Annotated in this window: 17 protein-coding genes; 7 read left to right on the top strand and 10 right to left on the bottom strand. The window is 60.8% G+C overall.

All coding sequences use genetic code 11. From position 1 onward, the window contains the following. Positions 1 to 57: 57 nt before the first annotated feature. Complete coding sequence (locus KEC16_RS13955) at positions 58 to 495, bottom strand: flagellar assembly protein FliX (RefSeq protein WP_211549959.1); 438 nt, start codon at positions 493 to 495, stop codon at positions 58 to 60. 242 nt (positions 496 to 737) lie between these two features. On the opposite strand from KEC16_RS13955, the gene KEC16_RS13950 reads away from it, so the two are divergent. Genes KEC16_RS13950 through KEC16_RS13930 form a run of 5 tightly spaced genes read left to right on the top strand, consistent with a single transcriptional unit; the run spans position 738 to position 7072 of the window. Continuing rightward, the gene (locus tag KEC16_RS13950) at positions 738 to 1931 is read left to right on the top strand and encodes a flagellar basal body P-ring protein FlgI (protein WP_211549957.1); all 1194 of its coding nucleotides are present in this window, start codon (positions 738 to 740) and stop codon (positions 1929 to 1931) included. Then, positions 1931 to 2239 (top strand): rod-binding protein, encoded by a 309-nt coding sequence (locus KEC16_RS13945; protein WP_211549956.1) that lies wholly within the window; start codon positions 1931 to 1933, stop codon positions 2237 to 2239. The genes KEC16_RS13950 and KEC16_RS13945 overlap by 1 nt, the downstream gene beginning before the upstream one ends. 3 nt (positions 2240 to 2242) lie before the next feature. Beyond that, entirely contained in the window at positions 2243 to 2695 is a 453-nt protein-coding gene (locus tag KEC16_RS13940) for a flagellar protein FlgN (protein WP_211549954.1), read from the top strand. A gap of 25 nt (positions 2696 to 2720) precedes the next feature. Beyond that, complete coding sequence (gene flgK, locus KEC16_RS13935; RefSeq protein ID WP_211549951.1) at positions 2721 to 5558, top strand: flagellar hook-associated protein FlgK; 2838 nt, start codon at positions 2721 to 2723, stop codon at positions 5556 to 5558. Between the two features lie 11 nt (positions 5559 to 5569). Beyond that, positions 5570 to 7072, top strand: a complete 1503-nt coding sequence (locus tag KEC16_RS13930) for a flagellin (protein WP_211549950.1) — start codon at positions 5570 to 5572, stop codon at positions 7070 to 7072. 454 nt (positions 7073 to 7526) lie between these two features. On the opposite strand, the gene KEC16_RS13925 is transcribed toward KEC16_RS13930, so the two are convergent. From KEC16_RS13925 to KEC16_RS13905, 5 genes are all read right to left on the bottom strand, one after another. Next, positions 7527 to 7991, bottom strand: a complete 465-nt coding sequence (locus KEC16_RS13925) for a diheme cytochrome c (protein ID WP_211549948.1) — start codon at positions 7989 to 7991, stop codon at positions 7527 to 7529. 2 nt (positions 7992 to 7993) lie between these two features. Continuing rightward, on the bottom strand, positions 7994 to 8410 hold the full coding sequence (locus tag KEC16_RS13920; protein WP_211549946.1) for a DUF1924 domain-containing protein: 417 nt from the start codon (positions 8408 to 8410) through the stop codon (positions 7994 to 7996). Continuing rightward, positions 8407 to 8910 (bottom strand): hypothetical protein, encoded by a 504-nt coding sequence (locus tag KEC16_RS13915; RefSeq protein WP_211549944.1) that lies wholly within the window; start codon positions 8908 to 8910, stop codon positions 8407 to 8409. The genes KEC16_RS13920 and KEC16_RS13915 overlap by 4 nt, the downstream gene beginning before the upstream one ends. A 15-nt stretch (positions 8911 to 8925) precedes the next feature. Continuing rightward, a complete protein-coding gene (locus KEC16_RS13910; RefSeq protein ID WP_211549942.1) occupies positions 8926 to 9279 on the bottom strand; it encodes a hypothetical protein in 354 nt (117 codons plus the stop codon). 115 nt (positions 9280 to 9394) lie between these two features. Next, positions 9395 to 9706 carry a hypothetical protein gene (locus KEC16_RS13905; RefSeq protein WP_211549940.1) on the bottom strand — a complete coding sequence of 104 codons (312 nt, stop codon included), beginning with the start codon at positions 9704 to 9706 and terminating at the stop codon, positions 9395 to 9397. Positions 9707 to 9905: 199 nt separating this feature from the next. Between KEC16_RS13905 and KEC16_RS13900 the strand changes: the two genes are divergently transcribed. After that, entirely contained in the window at positions 9906 to 11609 is a 1704-nt protein-coding gene (locus KEC16_RS13900) for a hypothetical protein (RefSeq protein ID WP_211549938.1), read from the top strand. 46 nt (positions 11610 to 11655) lie between these two features. Here the strand turns inward: KEC16_RS13900 and KEC16_RS13895 are convergent, their stop codons facing one another. The 4 genes from KEC16_RS13895 to KEC16_RS13880 form a co-directional block, all read right to left on the bottom strand. Then, positions 11656 to 12447, bottom strand: coding sequence for a hypothetical protein (locus tag KEC16_RS13895; protein ID WP_211549936.1), 792 nt, complete (start codon positions 12445 to 12447; stop codon positions 11656 to 11658). Positions 12448 to 12509: 62 nt separating this feature from the next. Further along, positions 12510 to 13232, bottom strand: a complete 723-nt coding sequence (locus KEC16_RS13890; protein ID WP_211549934.1) for a response regulator — start codon at positions 13230 to 13232, stop codon at positions 12510 to 12512. 93 nt (positions 13233 to 13325) lie between these two features. Beyond that, positions 13326 to 13856 carry an ArsR/SmtB family transcription factor gene (locus tag KEC16_RS19865; protein WP_249209193.1) on the bottom strand — a complete coding sequence of 177 codons (531 nt, stop codon included), beginning with the start codon at positions 13854 to 13856 and terminating at the stop codon, positions 13326 to 13328. Between the two features lie 134 nt (positions 13857 to 13990). Beyond that, entirely contained in the window at positions 13991 to 14869 is an 879-nt protein-coding gene (locus KEC16_RS13880) for a LysR family transcriptional regulator (protein ID WP_211549931.1), read from the bottom strand. Positions 14870 to 15019: 150 nt separating this feature from the next. On the opposite strand from KEC16_RS13880, the gene KEC16_RS13875 reads away from it, so the two are divergent. After that, positions 15020 to 16237, top strand: a complete 1218-nt coding sequence (locus KEC16_RS13875) for an MFS transporter (protein WP_249209192.1) — start codon at positions 15020 to 15022, stop codon at positions 16235 to 16237. The last annotated feature ends 49 nt before the right edge of the window (positions 16238 to 16286 follow it).

Here is a 16286-nt window from a genome sequence, read left to right as displayed (position 1 = left end):
AAGCGCCGATGTTCAGGTTGGGTTCGATCGCCGGGAAAGAAAACGGCAATGCGGCGCTTAACGGCCGCGACTGAGCTTGGCGATTTCCACTTCGGCTCGCAACTCGATCTCGTCAAGAAGCGCCGATAACCGCGGGTCAGGGCATGATTCCTTGCGGGCGCGGACCATCTCGGACAATTGCACCAGCTTGGATTCCGGCACCGTTCCCAACAAAAGTCCGTGCCGCAACTCTTCCAGCCGATCCAAAATATCCTCGGCGTGGCGAATATGGCGCTGCCGCGCCTCGCGGTCGGTGGAATCCCCCACCGACTGGGCCATCAACAGCGCATCAACAACACCGATCGCCGCCGGAGCCTCGGCGGCGTAGACGTCATCCATGGTCTCCATGGCGTCAACCAGGGCTTGCTTGAATTCGTTTTTCTTGCCGTCGGCTTTGCCGACACGGCGGGCCCCTCCAGACGCGGCAGAGCCCGAACCGACCCCGGAAACCTTCATGAAAGTCCTGTGGCTGTGGGTTGACGGATACCCGCACAGTGTAGCCTTCCTGCTCTGTCGGTGATAGCCGCTATTTCTGCCGGGCTCCCCACGCCAAAGCGGCAAGTTTTGCCGGGCATCGGATGGAAAAAAACCGCACCTCAAATATACAGATCATTGATTTATATGTATTTTTTAACATGGCACGGACTTCGCAAGGATGTTTCGGCAAAATTCTGTTCGCTGCGTTTGCCGAGGACGCCATGACCCGTATCGCCACAGCCAAAGCCGCTTCATCCACCGCAATCCGGGCCTTCGCCCTGGCTGCCGGGCTGGTGGCCGCGACCATCCTGGCCATGCCGCCGACCGCCTTTGGCGCGTCGCGCATCAAGGATATCGCCGATTATGAAGGCGTGCGGGACAACCTGCTGGTCGGGTACGGCTTGGTCGTCGGCCTGTCGGGAACCGGCGACGACCTGACCAACGCGCCGTTCACCAAGGAATCCTTGGTTGCCATGCTGGAACGCCTGGGCGTCAACATCCGCGAACAAGGCGGCGCCATCGCCACCGTCAAGCCCAAGAACGTCGCCGCCGTCATGGTCACCGCCACGCTGCCGGCTTTTGCCCGCCAGGGCACTCGGGTCGATGTTTCGGTTTCGGCCATGGGCGATTCCAAGTCGCTGATGGGCGGCACCCTTTTGGTCACCCCGCTGGTCGGCGCCGATGGTGAAATCTATGCCGTGGCTCAAGGCGGCCTGGCCGGCGTCGGCATCGTCGCCACCGGCGGCGGCGGCGGCGGCGCCGGTGGTTCGACCACCGTGCAAAAAGGGGTGCCGACCGGCGGCAAGATCGCCAATGGCGCCATCGTCGAGCGGGAATTGCCGTTCGAAATGGCCCATCTGGAAGCGGTCAAGCTGTCCTTGCGCAACCCCGATTTCACCACCGCCAATCGCACCGCCCAAGCGGTCAACGCCTTCTTGGGCAGCAACGTCGCCCGCCCCACCGATCCGTCCACCGTCCAGATCATGGTTCCGCCCGAATATCGCGGCAACGTCGTCGGCCTGTTGACCGATATCGAGCAATTGCGGGTCGAGCCCGACCAGATGGCCAAGATCGTCATCGACGAAGCCACCGGCACCATCGTCATGGGCGAAAACGTTCGCATCAGCACCGTGGCCATCGCCCAAGGCCAGTTGACCATCCGCATCACCGAGACCCCGCAGGTCTCGCAGCCCTCGCCGTTTTCGACCACCGGCGACACCACCGTGGTCAACCGCACCGACATCCAAATCGACGAAGGCCAGCAAAACAAGCTGAGCGTCGTCCCCCATGGCGTCACCTTGCAGGAACTGGTCAACGGCCTCAACAATCTGGGCATCGGCCCGCGCGACCTGATCTCGATCCTGCATGCGATCAAGGCCTCTGGCGCCTTGCAAGCCGATATCGAGGTGATGTGATGAACGTCAACACCGACAGCGCCCAACTGGCCGCCAGCGCCCCCAAGGCGATCAACACCCACGCCGTCAATGCCGAGCAGGCCAAGGCCGTCGGCAAGCAATTCGAGTCCATGTTCATGAGCCAGATGTTGCAACACATGTTCGAAGGCATCAAATCCGAGGAAGGCCCGTTCGGCGGCGGCCATGCCGAAGCCATGTTCCGCCCCATGCTGCTGGATGAATATGCCAAGATGGTCTCGAACCGCCCGGGGGGGATCGGCCTTGCCGATCAAGTGACCCGGTCGCTGTTGAAGAATCAGGAGGTTTAAGCGATGACCGAGACTGAAGCCGCGACCCCCGCGCTTTCCATCGACGATATCGTCTGGGCCTGCACCAATCTGTGCGAGTTGCTGGAATTCGAAAACGACGCGCTGATCCATCACGATTCGCGCACCGTGCGCGAATTGGCCGAGAACAAGGCCGCCTTGGCCCGTATCTACGAAAACGCCATCGCCCCGTTGGCCGACGAACCGCAACTGGCCGAGACGCTGGAACCGGAACAAAAAGAAGAACTGACCGCCCTGGGCATCCGTCTCAAAGGGTTGGTGGAAGAAAATGCCCGGCGCCTGAAAGCCGAGATAGAAGCAACCCAGATGCTGATGGACGCCATGGTCACCGCGGTGAAGGCCAACGCGACCAGCGCCGTCAGCTATGGCCCCGCCGGCCAATACGGCGCCGCGGCCACTGGCGAACAGAATTCCTTGGCCTTCAACCAGACCCTGTGATGCCGATCACGGCGGGAGCAAAGCCATGTCACTGACCCTTGGACTGAACACGGCGCTATCGGGACTGCTGACCAGCCAGCGGGCGCTCGACACCATCGCCCAAAACGTCACCAACGTGAACACCAAGGGCTATGTCCGCAAGGTGATGAACCAGGAATCCCGGGTTCTCAACGGCAACGGCGCCGGTGTCCAGGTCGGTTCGGTCACCCGCATGGTCAACGAAGGCCTGCTGAAGGATATCCGCAAGCAAACCGCCACCTTGGGCAAGTTGCAGGCCGAGCAGGAATACTATCCGCGTATCGACGACCTGTTCGGCAATGTCGCCGACAATACCTCCATCGCCCACAAGATGAACGACCTGTACAAAGCCTTTGAATTGCTGGGCACCCAGGTCAACAAGCCGGCGATCCAGTGGTCGACGGTGCAGTCGGGCGAAGATGCGGCCCAATTGCTGGACCGGATGACCGAGCAATTGCAGGGCCTACGTCTGGAAGCCGACCGCGACATCGAAAGCACGGTTAATCTGATCAACGACAAGCTGGCCTCGATCCACGACCTCAACCAGAAGATCGTCAAGAATTCCGCGGTCGCCACCGGCACCACCGATCTGGAAGACAAGCGCGACCTGGCGATCACCGAATTGGCCTCGATGATCGACATTCAGTACTACAAGCGCCAAGACGGTTCGATGATCGTCTACACCAATTCCGGCGAGATGCTGGTCGATAATCAGGACCAGCCGCTGAATTACAGCGCCAATACGAAGATCGACACCTGGATGACCTCGTCCGGCGGCCAGTTCAACAAGATCACCGTGGCCGGCGGCAGCTCCGACCTGGGCCCCCTGATCCAGGGCGGCCAGTTGCGGGCGCTGCTGGACATGCGCGACAAGACGGTCACCGACTTGCAGTCCAACCTGGACGAAATGGCCGTCACCATGCGCGAAGCGCTTAATCTGGCGCACAATCGCGGCACCTCGTACCCCAACGTCTCGTCTCGTTACGAAGGCACCCGGACCTTCGCCAAGCAGGGCAACATCGCGCCGACGCCGACGGCGCCGGCCAATCCGGACACCAGCGCCCGTTTCATGTTTGGTTCGACCACCCTGACGACGGCCAATTATACCAATCTGACCATCGCCGCCAGCGGCGCCAATCCGTGGCAATCGGTGATGACCGCCAGCGCAGGCACGCCGTTTTCCGGCCTGTCCGCCGGTTCGACCTTCTCCATCGACAGCGCCGAGGATTCCACCAATAACGGCACCTACCGCGTGATCTCGGTCGGCGGCGCCGGCGCCAATATCACCGTGGAAAAGGTCAATCCACGTCAGACCATCCAATTGTCGGGCACCGAAGACGTGTCCCTGGCCATTTTTGACAGCACCGGCGCGCAAGCCTACCAGACCACCTTGAACGCCATCATGCAGACCAACTACTCTGGATCTTATACGTCGGCGACGGCGGGAACCGGGCGGTCTTTGTCTGATTTCGCCGCCAAGGGCGACCACGACGAATGGGCGATCAATGAAGTGAGCGCCCATGTCGAGGGCTGGCTGCGCTCGTTGGGGCCGGAATATGCCAACGCCACCGCCAATCTGAATTCCGAAGGGAAGCTGATCATCGATACCGGCGTGCCGACGCAATCGCTGGCGTTTCGCGATCAGGTCAGCAGCGCCGGCGGCGCCGCCGCCACCGACGCTACCATCTCCTTTGACGTTGATGGCGATGGCGCCACCGACCAGACGGTCAAGGGCTTTTCCAATTTCTTTGGCCTCAACGACTTTTATGTCAACTCGGCCCAGAACTCGATCTTCGATTCGGCGATCCAGCCATCGACCTTCAAGACCAGCACCACCCGCGACTTGTCCATTCTGGATGGCACCGGCCAATTGGGGCCAACCATTTCCATCCCGCAGGGCTCGAGCCTGGAAGACATCGCCAAGTACATCAATCAGTTCAGCCGCACCACCGAATCGGCGTCACAAAGCGCCAATAGCAGTTTCATCCTGACCTCGGCCGCCACCATCTCGGTTTCCAACGGCAGCGGCACGGTCTCGACCGCCACCGTCGGTCCGGGCGCGGTGTCGCTGGAAGAAATTGCCGGGAAGCTGACCACCGGCTCCGTTGTCGGCTCGGTCGTCCAAGACGGCAATGGCTATCGCCTGCGCTTGGAAAGCACCGCCGGCTCGGAATTGTCGGTCAGCTTTTCCGGCGGCGCCATGACTGGCGGCAGCCTGGAAAGCGCTCTGGGCATGAACAAGCAGCAACGGCTTTCCGCCTCGGTGATTCCCGAGGGCTCGGGGTATCGCCTGCGCGTGGTCAATGCCGAAAACAAGGAGGTGTACATGGCCTCCAGCCTGGACGTGAACGGCAACAACCTGCTCAGTGAAATCGGTCTGCAACGGGCGGCCACCCGCCAGGCCGGCACCTTGAGCGTCCGCGCCGATTTGCAGACCGCCCCGGAAAAACTGGGTCGCGGCACCGTTCAATGGAATAGCGACCTCAATAAGTATTACCTGTCCGAAGGCGACAACACCACTGCCCTCAGCATGGCCGAAGCGATGAACGCCAAGCGCACCATGAACAGCGCCGGCGGATTATATTCGGGCAATTACTCCCTGAGCGAATATGCCGCCTCGACCATTTCCCTGGTCGCCGGCGATGCCTCGCACTCGGCCGACAGCTTGGAGTATCAGCAGACCTTGAACCAATCGCTGGACTTCCAATACACTTCGTTCAGCGGTGTCAATCTGGACGAAGAAGTGTCCTCCATGATCGACTTTCAGCAAGCGTATTCGGCCACCGCCAAAGTGATTACCGTTCTCCAGGAAATGCTGGAAACGCTCACCAACATGATTAAGTAACGGAGGACGCCATGACTCGCATCGCAACCTATGGCTCCAACCAGATGTATCTGTCGCGCGTGACCGCGCTGAACGAACGTATCAACAAGCTGACTCTTCAGGTGCTCACCGAAAAGAAGTCGCAGAATTACACCGGCATCTCGAAAGACAGCAACCGGCTGATCAATTTCGAGAATGAAAAGGCCCGCGCCAATGCCTTCATCACCAACAACGACATGGCGCAGACCCGCATCAAGGCCGCCGACGTGTCGATGACCGCCGTCGAAAAGACGATGAAGGCCTTCAAGGACCGCCTGGAAACCTTTTATGCCAACGAAAACCGGTCACAACAAGACGTCGAGAACATCCAGAACTGGGCCTTCCAGTCGATGATCGACATGCAATCCTATCTGTCGTCCAGCGCCGATGGACAATACCTGTTCTCGGGCGGCCGCGTTTCCACCGAGCCGGTCAAATTGGCCGCCGGCAGCCTGGCGGGGTTTCAAGATATCTATGACGGCAACAGCGTCACCTATCCGACCACGCGGGCCGCCCATATGCTGGACATCACCACCGACACCAGCATCACCGGCAATCTGAGCTTCAACGCCGCCAACGGCACCATCACCGCCGCCAATGCCGGCACTCTGTCCGACATTCCGGTGGGATCGCGCATCACCGCCGCCGGCGCGGCCGCCGGCAACAACCAAAGCTATACGGTGGTCGGCAATACCGGCACCCAGCTCAAGGTGTCGCGCCTGACCACCGAAGGCCCCACCGCCGGCACCATCAGCTATTACACCGATGATTCGAAATCCACCACCAACGTGGCCGCGAACCTGACCTTCGTCCCCGGCACCGATACCATCACCGTGTCCAACGCCACCGGCTTCACCGCCGGCCAAACCTTCACCGTGGCAGGCACGACCGGCAATGACGGCGTCTACGAGGTTCAGTCCATCACCGCCGGTCCGCCCGACACCATCACCATCGCCAGCGCCAAGATCGGCACCACCGAGACCGTGGCCGCCACCCTGTCGGCGGATTCGTGGTACCAGGGCGATAACATCAACATCGAACAGCGTATCGACCAAAACCGCACCGTCAGCATCGGAGTCTTCGCGTCGGACCCGGCCTTTGAAAAGGCGATCCGGGCCATGGGCATGATCGCCCAAGGGGCTTATGGCACATCGGGCGGCTTGGAAAACAACCTCGACCGGATCGAAGGCGCCCGTTTTCTTATTCAGGACGCGCTCAATCACCCGGCCAGCGCCAGCCCGCCCTTTGGCCCCGAGGCCAGCAGCGACCTTGAATCGGTGCGCTCGCAATTGGGCGTGACCCAGGGCCTGATCAAGACGACGACGGAAACGCACAAATCCTATGTCGGCTTTCTTGACGAGCGCATTACCTCCATGGAAAACGTCAACAAGGAAGAAGCCATCACCTTGCTGCTGGACGATCAGCGCGCCCTTGAGGCCGGCTATCAGACCTTGGCCAAGGTCCGCGAAATGTCGCTGCTCAACTTCCTCAACTAAGCATCATCTTGAAACAAAAAGCCCGACCCGGAAATCTTCGGGTCGGGCTTTTGCTGTTAACGCAGCATCTGGAATGCGGCGTGAAGAATAGCAACGGCCATGACGGCCACCGCGACCCAGGAATAATGCTCGGGATTCACGACACCCCCAAAGCCAATAACGCCCATCACTGTTGATCTGACGATAGAGAGACTATCGCAATTAAAACAACATGAATGCAACGGTGAAATCGACGAAACACAGCTATATTCCAGGAGAGTAAAATTAGAGGGATTATGGAAATAAATGAGGCCACCCCCTATTTTAGCTTATTGCCGGCTCCGACAAGGGCGTGCATTTTTAATTGATACGCACATATTTACATTTATATATGCGCAGCCACTGCGAATTTATCGCCCTTTCCTTGCTCTCTCCTGCTACGAACCAACCGGGATGATCAAAAAGGCGGCCAGAATCAGTCATCTTCATAATATCCCTTGTCGGCCGCGCGATGGCAGGCGGGGCAATTGGATTTCGTCACCACCTTGGGGTCTTTCCACACCTTGTCGGCGAAGCGGTGCTTGCGTTCGAAATCGGGGTTTTCGGTGATTTTCTGCGGAGTTCCCCCCGGCGACACCCATTTCATGTATTTCCACGCCCGCCCCTTCATCTGCACATCGCCGGCATTGGCGGTCAGATAAGCACGGATCGCCTGGGTTTTATCGGCGGGCAGGCTGGCGTCCTCGCCGAAATGGTCGGACAATTCGTCCATCATCCGGTTCCATGACCGCGCCGGCAGAAAAGCGGGCTGAAAGGCCATATGACAGGCCCCGCATTCCTTTTGCACCAAGGGATCCGTCACCGGCGGCACCCAATCCTCGGCCAAGGCTGGCGATATCCAGGTCATCAGGACGGCAAGGGCAATGACGCTGCGGCGCATGATCACTGCCCCGCCATAAACGTGATGTAATCGCCCTTTTCCAGGGCCGAACATTCCCGCCCCAGCACGCTTTTGCAATCCCGCCCGAACTGCTTTTCCACATCGTCGCGGTTGGTGAAGCGTTTGGGATTGGCCGACACCGCCACCGGATCGATGGTGCGCCCGGTCTTGGCGTTCTGCCCCGAATTGCGAGGATTATCAGTGTGACACGCCGTGCAAGACGGCGTCCGCGGATCGCCGCCGGCCCATTTGGTCCGGAACAACGCTTCGCCTCGTTGGGATGAGAACGCGGTAAAGCTGACATCGGCCTTTTTCGCCTGGGTGGCGTAATCGGCCAAGATGGCGTCACGGGCGGAATCAGCGGCGAGCGCAGCCACCGGCAGTATGAACAGGGCGGCAACCAGGATCGGACGGATCATCGGGAATGCTCCTTGGCAGAGGCGGAAAGGCGGATGTGGGAAACGGCGTCGCCAATTCGCCCCAGCAAACGCTTGCCGCCATAAATGAAAACGACAAAGCCGATATGGCCGAAGATGACCCACAAGGACGCCGTGGCGATGGCTTCGTGCGGGTGTTCCAGCCATGTGAAGACATCGGCCAGCGCCCCCGACAGGGCCGCCAAACCAACAATGATCATCAACGCCGCCGCGAACCACGCAAACAGGGGGTGACGCCCCTTGCGAACCGCGAACCAGGCCGTCACCGCCCCGAAGCTGGGGCGTCGCAGCCGCAACGGCCCCGCCGCCGGGGCGACCATGGCCGCCAGCAACCGCACGACGATGGCCGCCAGGACGGCATAGCCGGCAAACAAATGCATGGAATAGGTGTCTTCATCGGCCGTCAGATAGGCGACCAGGAAGGCGCCGCCGACCCAGGCGTGCCAGATTTTAATCAGCGTGTATTGAAGCTTGGGGGACATGGAGCAACCCTCCGATCAATCGTCGTCGCGGTCTTCGCCGTGACGCCCGGATTTGCGGTCATGGCCGCGTTCACGCTCATGCTCGCGCTTGCCAAGATCATTTTTGCTCGGCCGGATATATCCGTTATCGCTTTGAGACGCCTTGGCCTCAGCCGGCAGGGGGGCCGATCGGGTGACATTGGTCTGGGCGGTATTGGCGCTCACAGAGCCATTGTCTTTGGCTTGGGCGAAAACCGCAGCGGCCGAGCCGACCAACACTGCCGCGACCAATCCGTGAATGAGCATTTTTCCAAGCATCTGATCCCTCCTGGGGCTGTCGATGCCAAGAACAATATCAATCACAACCTGAACAGGTTCTGAGCGGCCCATTCAGCTTGGGTTCAGCTTCGCGATCCGATGCTGACCGGCGAAATCCTCTCGCCGCCGTGATGCTTGATCACAGCGTGGGCGGGGGCGAAGATATAAATCAGTAGGGGATTTGGTTTCAGTGCCCAGGGCGGGGCGGAGAACCGGGCCGGCCCACAGGTGGGCGGGCGGGGCCGGCATCGTCCTCATCATCAGGCTCTTTCGAGCGCAAGACGAAGCCGCGCAAGGCCCAGCCGGCGGCATAGCCGACGCCGATACCAAACCACAGGCCGGCGAACAAGAAGATCAACGCCCGCCGGATGGCCTCGTCGCCATCGCCAAAAGCCCCCAAGGCCCACAACATCGGGGTGGCGAACAAGATCGCCACGGCAACCACGACGCCCAAACGAACCCAGCCGCCGGGACGAAGCCACGTAAAGCGCACCGACATCTTTTCTCTCCCGCAGCCTTGCCGCCAATTGTGCGGCCTTCTTTTCCCCCGAGCAACCGACCATCGTATGAATTGAGGGAAAATTAAGGATAAGCCTGCAAATCTATCCGTGACAACTTGCTGCCCACGAACGTATCAAAGATGCGTCGGGCAGGAAGGTACCGGTCGCCAGAATTGGATCGGGAAAAGGAGAATGGGCATGGCGTCTGACCGCGCCAATTTTGAGATCCAGGCCATGAAAGATGGCCGCTGGATACAGCAATCCCTGGTCGGCGACCAGAATGCGGCGGTTTCTGCCGCCAAAAAGCTGTTAACCGACAAAAAATGCGAAGGCGCGCGGGTCATCCGCAACTGGGCGCGCGGCGATGGCACCTTCGACGAGAAGGAAATCTTCTCGCAGACCCAAGTGGTGCGCGATGACGGCCCGGTCTATATCGTAAAAATCGAGGAGGCCCCGCCCAAATGCGAGGCTCCAACCGATTATTACGGCTCCCAAAGTCGCGCGGTGACCAATCGCCTGTTCCGCAATTACATGGACAAGGCTTTCGTCACCCCCACCGAATTGATGCACAATTACAAGGAATTGAAGCGCCTGCAGGACAAGGACGCCTTGCTGCCGTCGGCGGTGGATCGTGTCGCCTTCCTGCAAACCAAGGAAGGGGAAGGCGATTCCAAGGCCCGGCGTGAGGAAATCTTCAAATCCTTCGACGAAATGTCGGCCAAGGCCCGCCGTGCCGATGGCCTGAAGCTGCCCAAACTCGATGGCGCTTTCAAGGATATGTACGACCACGTATCCAACCTCGCCGCCGAACCAACCGAGGCCGATTACCTGGCCATGGTGGTGCTGTCGCGCGATCTGGTCGATGTCCGCTCGTGGATTGGCAAGCTGGATCGGCTGTGCCAGTTGGCGGCAACCGAAGGCGATGCCCATGCCCTGACCTTGCTGGATGGGGTGATCGCCGACGTTCTGGGCTCGGCTGTCGTTCAGGAAATCCTGGGGTTTCAGCCCAGCTTGGCGGCGGCGATCTGCGCCATGCTGGATCTGGCCGAAGGAAAATTCAGCACCGAACACAGCGATGCCGGCGAATCGGCGGTAATGCTGAACCAATTGTTCAAGCAACAGAAATTGCCGGAAAGCCGCACCATCCTGATCGACCGGGCGCACCGGCAATTGCGTTCCCCCAACCCGCTATACCGCAACGATCCGGGCAAGGAACGCGAAGCCTTTGTTCAAGTCGTCGGCCGCATGCTTGGCCCCGACGGCCCGCTTTTTGGCCCCGACACCGCCGAAGCCCTGACCACCCGCTATACCCGCATGGTCGATGAAGGCGGCGCCAAGGGCCGCACCATCGCCATCGCCAATTGCTTCAACGTCATGCCCGACATGGCCTATGGCATCATGTATCTGAGCGATCTCGCCGCCAGCCCGTTGGGGCCGGAACATGCCAGCGACATCATGGGACACTTTCAACGCGTCTTAAGCTGCATTTCGATTTTGCGTCTGTGCCAGCGCGGGCTGACGCCCAAGGAAAAGATGATCCGGACAACCGCCGCCCATCGCGCGGTGGCCCGAGCGCCGTTCCCGCCACCGATGAAGGTCAAGGTGTGCAGCCATATCGACGCGATTTTGGAACGTTATCTGATCGAGGAACAGATCATCGAGAAGCTGGACCACCAAGACAGCTCCTTGCATGACCGCGCCATCCGCTTGGTGCAATTTTGCGCCGCCGGCGTTCTGCCCGAGGGTAAAGCCATGACCCGAGCGCGAGAACGGATCTTGGGTTTACTGCGACAACCCCATTTCGACGCCCATTTCGTCGATGGCATCAGCGACCCGCTCAAGGCGCAAAAAGCCTTGCGCGATTTCCACATGCTGCTGGTCCGCGCCGGCTTCGGCGGATAGAAAAAGGCCGGCATCGCTGCCGGCCCGTTTTTCTTCATGGGGCGACTTAACGCTTGCGCTTTTGCAGACGTTCCGTCCGACGCGGCTTGGATGTCGGCTCGGCGTCATCGTTGGGGGCGGGCCGCCCCAGGCGCGGCGCTTCCATCCGCAGACGCACCCACACCTTAGCGAAGAACGCCGCCGAAACCGTCACCGCCGCGAACGACAGCACGAATTGAATCAAGGCGGCGGCGATTTCTGTCCCCTGGCCGGCGGGCAATTGCCCGACCAGATCAGCCCAGGCCAGGGAAATCACCAGGAACGGCAGATTGGCCAACACATATCCAAGGCCGACCGAAATGCCGCCGGCCAAGGTCATTTCCTGCAACGACGCCCCATCCCCGCCGCGCTTATAAAGCGCGATATGGGGCAGGATCAGGAACATGGTGCCGACCAGCAACTGAAACGCTTCCTGCACGGCGATGCCGATAAGCCTGCCGTTTTCCACATCGGCCAAGAAGGACGACAGCAAGATGGTGGGAAAGCTTTCGAAGCCCAACAACACCTGATAGGCAAAGGCCCACAACACATGGCGCGGCCCGATCCTGATGGAAAGCGGACGCCCCGGATCCTCGCCCAAGGCGACGAAGCGCTGCCAGGTGACGGCGAAGGCGCCAAAGGCCAAGCCGTTCAAGGCAAAAGGAATCAAGCCACCGCCGGGCAGGCCCAAGCCGCCGGCGAAGTGGGCCGCCAGCGCCAGCACGAACCACGGAACGATGGCGCGCAGCCACGGCCCCGGCTGTTCAAGCGGCAGTCGGAAGGATTGGGCAAGTTCGGTGGAATAACGATTGAGGCTCATGGGTCACCCTTGACGACGGGAGCGACACCATAGCCCGAGCCCGCGTCACGGCAAAGCCAGCTTTACTTATTCATCTCGAAATAGCCCTGCACCAACATGATCTGCTTGATCAGGTCGTCGGCGGAAATGGGTTTGGTCAGAACCTTCGACGCCCCCATCTGCCGGCTGACTTCGTGCGCTTGCTCGTTCTTGTCGCCGGTCAGGATCAGCACCGGCTTGCGGTTATTCAGATTGGCCTTGTCGGCGCGCAATTCCCGCAGAAATTGGCTGCCATCCATCTTGTCCATGTGCAAATCACACAAGATGACGTCGGGATCGACGTCGCCCGAACGCAGCATTTCCAGCGCATGGGCGCCGTTGGTCGCCTCGGTGATCTGAGCCGGATTGGCCTTGGACAGCAACTTCTTGATGATGTTGCGCATCACTTCTTGGTCATCGATGACCATGACATGCATACCGGGCGAACCGATCTGCATGGAAAGCGCGGCGCCGTCCTTGAACTTTTCCACCTGCTTGGCGACGTCCTTGGGCAGCGGCACCTTGTGATCGCGGCAATGATTGGTCAGCGCCTGACCGACATCTTCGCGCGAAAAAGCAAAGCGGGTTTCGACGCCGCCACGAGTGGCGGCGAAGGTAACGGTCAAGGCGACATCTTGGGCGGGGTCGAAATTCAGGCCCATGGGCGGCAGATCGGGCATGGTCTTGTTGTTTCGTTCGCCATAGCGCCGGATGGCATCCAGGAAATCAGCCCGCGGAAAGACAATAACGCGACGTTCTAATATCATTGAAACCCCCGACACCCCAAATACCAAGGTGAATCGGGGGCGTGATAACGCGTCCGGCGTCAAAACGCCAGACGCATTATGTGACGAGCGATTTCAGTCAACTTTGCTGGTCAGACAACCAAATCCCCTTAAGACGGTCAGCACTTCCGGCGACGACAACGAATAATAAATTCTGGTGGCGTCGCGGCGGGTGCGGACCAGGCCGCCAACCCGCAACTTGGCCAGATGTTGCGACAAAGCCGACGGCCGCAGCCCGACCGTCCGCCGCAACTCGCCGACCGAACGCTCGCCCTGCGCCAGTTCCACCAGCACCATCAGCCGATGGTGATTGCCCATGGCCTGTAGCGCACTGGCAATCCGCCGCATATTCGCCGGCGTCGCCCCCGAACCCGACAACATTTTCGGCAACACCCCCGCTTGGCTTAATTCGGCCAAGGCGCTGCCGACCTCGCCTTCGCTCAGATACAGCCCCTGATCCAGGGCACGTTCCCGCAATTCATTGGGATTAAGAGTGATCAGCGGTCCGGAAAATACCAGCCCGGCCACCAACAAACGTTCCCGCGTCGGCATCAGGCCGGCCTGACGCAAGGCAGCCACCGCCGTATCCATTCCGTGCGCAGTCATAGGTTCCTCCACCAGAGTGTCTGGGCAAATGATAGTCATTCGCATTTGCATCTGGCAAGTGATTTTTCATTTCTTTATCCCCTCAAGACGACAGCGCCGGCCGGGGAACACGCCACATCAAGGATTCCAAGGCATTAGGCCGCATCCAGATGGGTCTTCAACGCCTCGACAAACAGCCGAACCTTGGGCAGCAGCAGCCGGGCCGAAGGATAAACCGCCCAGATCCCCAGACCTTCGGGTTGCGCGTCAATCAAGGGCACCGCAAGCAGACGCCCCGCCGCCACGTCTTCGGCCGCATTCCAATCGGCCAAAATGGTGACGCCAAGCCCGTCCAGGCAGGCTTGATGCAAGGCTTCGATGGAATTGGCGGTAAATCGGCAGGCGATTTTCTGCCGCACCCCTCGCCCACCGCAATCAAAGGCCCAGTGGCTGGTGCCGGAAATAGCCAGACATTCATGCCGCGTCAGATCGTTCAATTGGCGCGGCATGCCATGCGCGGCCACATAAGCCGGCGCCACATAAAGCCGACGCGGGCTGTCGGCCAGTTTGCGCGCCACCAAAGTGCTGTCGCGCAAGGGCGCGATGCGAATGGCCAGGTCAATTCCCTGGGACACAATGTCGACCATGGTATCGACTTGCAGCAGATCAACCCGAACCAGCGGGTTGGCATGCATGAAAGCCGGCAGCATGGCCATCACCACTTTGCGGCCAAAAGGGACCGACGAGGTGACCCGCAACAGGCCCGACGCCCCGGTTTCCGGCGGCCGGATGGCGGCGCGGCCATTGGCCGCCTCCTCCAGCAGCGCCTGCGCATAGGGCAAGAACGCCTCGCCCTCGGCCGTCAGGGCCAGCGCCCGCGTGGTGCGGTGAACAAGCCGAACGGCCAGTTCGCTTTCCAGCGCCGCCAGACGCCGTGTCGCCGCCATGGCGGCGATCTCCAGCTTCCGAGCGGCGGCGGCCAGACTGCCGGCCGAAACAGCTTCGACGAAAACGGCGACATCGGTCAGATTCATTGCATCAAAATCCGTTATGCAGACATATCGAAATGCCACACTACCCATCATATGGATATTATTCGTAAACTTCTCGGCAGACGGCAATGGGCAATCCCAACGCCTCAGCCCTTGAAATCAACGCAGCGCACACGCGGCCGGGAATCGATCATGCAGCCATCTCAAACCCCCCTTGACCCTGGTCCCAGTCCCGAAGGGCTTCGCTCGCCGGGTCTCGGCCGCGGATTGACCCTGTCCATGGCCGTCGCCACCGGTTTGGCGGTGGCCAATATCTATTACAACCAGCCCATGCTGGCGGTGATGCAGCATGATCTGCCCGGCGCCGCCACCGCCTATATCGCCACGACGACGCAATTGGGTTATGCCGCCGGGTTGTTCCTGCTGGTGCCGTTGGGCGATCTGGTCGAACGCCGCCGCCTGATCGTCACCTTGTTCCTGATGTTGGCCCTGGCCTTGACCGCCACCGCACTGGCGCCCAATGCCGCCTTGGTCATCTTGGCCTCGTTGGTGGTGGGGGCGGCGGCCACCGTCGCCCAGCAGATCGTCCCCCTCGCCGCCCATCTGGCGGCGCCAGAGCGGCGGGGCGCCACCGTCGGCACAATCATGGCCGGCCTGCTGTGCGGCATCCTGCTCAGCCGCACCTTGGCCGGCTTGGTCGCCACCCATGCGGGATGGCGGGCGATGTTCTGGTTGGGGGTGCCCTTGGCCTTGGCCGCGGCCGGATGGATGGCGCTGCGCCTGCCCCACAGTCAGCCTGAAAATTCCCTGGGCTATGGCGCGCTGATGCGGTCGTTGACGGGATTATGGCGCGAATTCGCCCAATTGCGATTGGCGGCCGTCACCCAAAGTCTGCTCTTCGCCGCCTTCAGCGCCTTTTGGGCCATCCTGGCCCTGCGCCTGCACGATCCGCGCTTTGGGTTAGGCCCGGACGTCGCCGGCCTGTTCGGGGTGGTCGGCGCCGTCGGCATCCTGGCCGCGCCCCTGGCCGGACACATGGCCGACAAGCGCGGCCCGCACCGGGTGATCGCCGCCGGCGCCATCCTGGTTCTGGTGTCCTGGCTGATCTTCGGTCTTTGGAATTCGCTGATCGGCATGATCGTCGGCGTGACCATCCTGGATTTCGCCATGCAAAGCGCCCTGGTCTCCAACCAACACATCGTTTACGCCCTGCGGCCCCAAGCCCGCGCCCGCATCAACACCATCTTCATGGGCGTCATGTTCCTGGGCGGCGCCGCCGGCTCGGCCGCCGCGACCGTGGCCTGGACCTATGGTGGTTGGCTGGGGGTCACCAGCGTCGGCGTCATCTCGGCGGGATTGGCGACCTTGTTGCAGCTGATCAGCCAAAGCCGCCACGCCCGCGCCGGGTGATGGCGCCTTGACCATCGGGCGTCAGCGAAGAACGGCAATCCTCCCCCTG

This window comes from Magnetospirillum sulfuroxidans, from assembly GCF_018224925.1.
Classification (GTDB): Bacteria; Pseudomonadota; Alphaproteobacteria; order Rhodospirillales; family Magnetospirillaceae; genus Magnetospirillum; species Magnetospirillum sulfuroxidans.
This window is presented reverse-complemented; position numbering and strand designations above follow the sequence as displayed.

Bases quoted from the DNA above. Each gene is read 5' to 3' on its own strand.
- KEC16_RS13955 (WP_211549959.1), bottom strand. From the start codon at position 495: ATGAAGGTTTCCGGGGTCGGTTCGGGCTCTGCCGCGTCTGGAGGGGCC.
- KEC16_RS13950 (WP_211549957.1), top strand. From the start codon at position 738: ATGACCCGTATCGCCACAGCCAAAGCCGCTTCATCCACCGCAATCCGG.
- KEC16_RS13945 (WP_211549956.1), top strand. From the start codon at position 1,931: ATGAACGTCAACACCGACAGCGCCCAACTGGCCGCCAGCGCCCCCAAG.
- KEC16_RS13940 (WP_211549954.1), top strand. From the start codon at position 2,243: ATGACCGAGACTGAAGCCGCGACCCCCGCGCTTTCCATCGACGATATC.
- flgK (WP_211549951.1), top strand. From the start codon at position 2,721: ATGTCACTGACCCTTGGACTGAACACGGCGCTATCGGGACTGCTGACC.
- KEC16_RS13930 (WP_211549950.1), top strand. From the start codon at position 5,570: ATGACTCGCATCGCAACCTATGGCTCCAACCAGATGTATCTGTCGCGC.
- KEC16_RS13925 (WP_211549948.1), bottom strand. From the start codon at position 7,991: ATGCGCCGCAGCGTCATTGCCCTTGCCGTCCTGATGACCTGGATATCG.
- KEC16_RS13920 (WP_211549946.1), bottom strand. From the start codon at position 8,410: ATGATCCGTCCGATCCTGGTTGCCGCCCTGTTCATACTGCCGGTGGCT.
- KEC16_RS13915 (WP_211549944.1), bottom strand. From the start codon at position 8,910: ATGTCCCCCAAGCTTCAATACACGCTGATTAAAATCTGGCACGCCTGG.
- KEC16_RS13910 (WP_211549942.1), bottom strand. From the start codon at position 9,279: ATGGGCCGCTCAGAACCTGTTCAGGTTGTGATTGATATTGTTCTTGGC.
- KEC16_RS13905 (WP_211549940.1), bottom strand. From the start codon at position 9,706: ATGTCGGTGCGCTTTACGTGGCTTCGTCCCGGCGGCTGGGTTCGTTTG.
- KEC16_RS13900 (WP_211549938.1), top strand. From the start codon at position 9,906: ATGGCGTCTGACCGCGCCAATTTTGAGATCCAGGCCATGAAAGATGGC.
- KEC16_RS13895 (WP_211549936.1), bottom strand. From the start codon at position 12,447: ATGAGCCTCAATCGTTATTCCACCGAACTTGCCCAATCCTTCCGACTG.
- KEC16_RS13890 (WP_211549934.1), bottom strand. From the start codon at position 13,232: ATGATATTAGAACGTCGCGTTATTGTCTTTCCGCGGGCTGATTTCCTG.
- KEC16_RS19865 (WP_249209193.1), bottom strand. From the start codon at position 13,856: ATGACTGCGCACGGAATGGATACGGCGGTGGCTGCCTTGCGTCAGGCC.
- KEC16_RS13880 (WP_211549931.1), bottom strand. From the start codon at position 14,869: ATGAATCTGACCGATGTCGCCGTTTTCGTCGAAGCTGTTTCGGCCGGC.
- KEC16_RS13875 (WP_249209192.1), top strand. From the start codon at position 15,020: ATGCAGCCATCTCAAACCCCCCTTGACCCTGGTCCCAGTCCCGAAGGG.